Origin of the sequence: Leucobacter sp. M11 (assembly GCF_035726885.1) — a bacterium.
Taxonomy (GTDB): domain Bacteria; phylum Actinomycetota; class Actinomycetes; order Actinomycetales; family Microbacteriaceae; genus JAPFRB01.
The window spans coordinates 556,754-559,224 of the sequence record NZ_JAPFRB010000002.1 but is presented as its reverse complement, the minus strand read 5'-3'; the positions used below and the strand labels follow the sequence as shown (position 1 = coordinate 559,224).

Here is a 2,471-nt window from a genome sequence, read left to right as displayed (position 1 = left end):
ATCGAGGCGAATGGGCGTCACGAGTCCGAGGTCACCGTTCAGCTGCGGGACCGGAACGGCAACCCGATTGCCGACGCCGCGCAGGTCGAGGTACGTGCCAGCCTGGGCGACCTGAGCGAACTGGTGCTCCAGGAAGACGGATCCCTCCGGGCGATCCTGACCAGCACCGTCGCGGGCGAGAGCCTGATCACCGCCCAGGTCGGCGGACAGCCGCTGGAGCCGGTTCAGGTCAGGCTCATCGCGACCCCAAGCACCCCGGTGCCCGACCCGACCACGGGCGAGCAGGTCACCGGCACCGCTGATCCCGGGGCGACGGTGGTCGTGATCGGGAGCGACGGTGCGACGCTGGGCACGGGAACGGCCCTCCCCGACGGTCGATTCACGGTGCAGTTGGACCCGAAGGCGGCTGTCGGAGACGTGCTCCGCGTCATCGCGAGCGATGAGCACGGCTTCGTGTCGGAGCCCGCTGAGGTCGTCGTGACCGCGGTGCCCCCGGGACCGGGGCCTGGCCCCGGGCCCGGACCCACGCCTGAGCCACCCCCAACGCCGGGGCCGGGCGACCCGAAGCCGGGCACCCCGGAGCCGCCCAAGCCGGCTGCGCCGGTGAACAACCCCGCCGCCGGGAAGCTCCCCGCGACCGGCGTGACGCTCGCCGGCCTGGGCGCGCTCGCCGCGCTCCTGCTCCTCGCGGGCATCGGGCAGCAGCTCATGAGCCGCGCTCGCCGATCCGGAACGGAGGAGACGGGATAACCGGACGGAGCCCGGAGGCCTCTCAGCCGAGCGGCCTCCGGGCTCCGCCGTGCCCGGAGGCGCCCTGCTGGGCCCCGGGGCAGGAGGGACCCGCGGCTCGCTACACTGAGCAAATGATGTCGCCACTCGTCGAAGCGCTGTCCATGATTGGGATCTTCGCCTTCGCAATCTCCGGGGCCCTGGTCGGCGTGCGCCGAAACCTGGATCTGCTCGGGGTGATCGTCGTCGGCGTCGCGACCGGGTTGGGCGGCGGCATCCTCCGCGACCTCTTCCTCGGTGTGCACCCGCCGACGACCTTCGTGTACTGGCCGAACCTGGCCGTGGCGAGCGCCGCCTCCGTGCTCGTGTTCCTGTTCCACCCGAGCCTCGCCAGGAACCGCCGCTTCGAGGTCGTCTTCGACGCCTTCGGGCTCGGTCTCTTCTCCGCAACCGGGGCGGCATTCGCACTCGAACAGGGGCAACCGGCCCTCGCCGCGGTGCTCATCGGGGTGTTCACCGCGATCGGCGGCGGCGTGATCCGCGACATCCTCGTCAACGACGTGCCCGCCGTGCTCACCCGCGAGCTCTACGCGGTCTCCGCCTTCACGGGATCAATCACCACGACCGCCCTGATGCTGCTCGGCAGCGGCCTGGTCACCGCGCCGCTCATCGGCGGGGCGGCGGCGGTCACGCTGCGCCTGCTGTCGGTGAAGCTCGGCTGGCACCTGCCGAAGCCCGGCCCCGGTATCGGCGGCCGCCGAGCGGCACGGGACTAGCGCGCGCCGACCGGAGCGCGGGTTCCGCGTCGCGGCGCGTGCCGCACCGGCGGACGCGAGAAAACCGTGCCGAACGCCCAGCCGCCGCCCGGTCTCAGGAGGAACGCTGCGCGTCGAGCGCAGCGTGGTCGGTGACCGGCACCCCGGCCAGCTCCGCGGCCTGACGGACCCGGTCGAGGGCCTCGGGGGTGAGCAGGTTCCGGCGTCGATGCGGATCGGCGAGGACGGTGGCGATCACCGCCGCGTCGAGCGCGGCCCCGCCGGTGCGCAGCCGATCGACCGGGGTGGTCACGCCCTGGCCGGTGCCCGCGTCGAAGACCGAGCCGCCGGGGGTGAGATGCAGGCCCAGGCGCTCGCCGGGCCCGCCCACGACCTCGGCGACCGAGGCCCAGGGGACGAAGAGGTTGGCACGCTCGTGCCCGCCGCGCTCGGCGAGCGCGACGACGCGCATCCCGTCCGCGTCCAGCGTGATGATGGGATCGGGCTGCGCCAGGAGCCAGCCCTGGCGGCGCTGCCGCACCCGAGCAGCGATCAGGGCGACGACCGCGCCCACGCAGCCGAGCACCCCGAGGCACACGAGGATCCAGGCGGGGATCGCACCCCAGACGAGCGCCGCCCAGTCCCGGTCCGGGGCGGCCGCGGCACCCGCCTGGACGAAGAGGAACACGGCGACGGCCACGAGCGTTGCCGCGACAAGCGCGCCGAACACGAGAGGCCGCGCGGCGCCGCCCGGGCGACTCTCGGGGGCGACCTCGCGAACGAGCGCGCCGCCCCGCCAGGTCCAGCCGCTCATGTCCGGCGTCATCTCTGGGCTCACGTCGTGGTTCCTTCCCGAATGCTTCCTCCAGGGTAGCGGAGGCGGCTGCTCCGGGCGGGGCATGCGCGGCCAGCGCTCAGCTTGCCCGGCCCGGCTAGGGCGTGCTCGGGGTGCCGGGCCCCGGGCCCGACTCCTCCCGGACGGTGTGC

3 protein-coding genes are annotated in these 2,471 nt (G+C 74.0%); 2 read left to right on the top strand and 1 reads right to left on the bottom strand.

Features of this window, described 5'->3' with window-relative positions; genetic code table 11:
* Together OOT08_RS07010 and OOT08_RS07005 are read left to right on the top strand one after the other, a co-directional pair.
* The coding region (locus tag OOT08_RS07010) for an Ig-like domain-containing protein (RefSeq protein WP_325091880.1) at nt 1-750 on the top strand (750 nt) is incomplete at its 5' end.
* 113 nt (nt 751-863) lie between these two features.
* Nucleotides 864-1,505, top strand: coding sequence for a trimeric intracellular cation channel family protein (locus OOT08_RS07005; RefSeq protein WP_325091879.1), 642 nt, complete (start codon nt 864-866; stop codon nt 1,503-1,505).
* Nucleotides 1,506-1,599: 94 nt separating this feature from the next.
* Here the strand turns inward: OOT08_RS07005 and OOT08_RS07000 are convergent, their stop codons facing one another.
* Nucleotides 1,600-2,322 (bottom strand): hypothetical protein, encoded by a 723-nt coding sequence (locus tag OOT08_RS07000; protein WP_325091878.1) that lies wholly within the window; start codon nt 2,320-2,322, stop codon nt 1,600-1,602.
* Nucleotides 2,323-2,471: the final 149 nt, after the last annotated feature.

Excerpts from the sequence above, each read along its gene's own strand:
- OOT08_RS07005 (WP_325091879.1), top strand. The coding sequence starts at position 864 with ATGATGTCGCCACTCGTCGAAGCGCTGTCCATGATTGGGATCTTCGCC.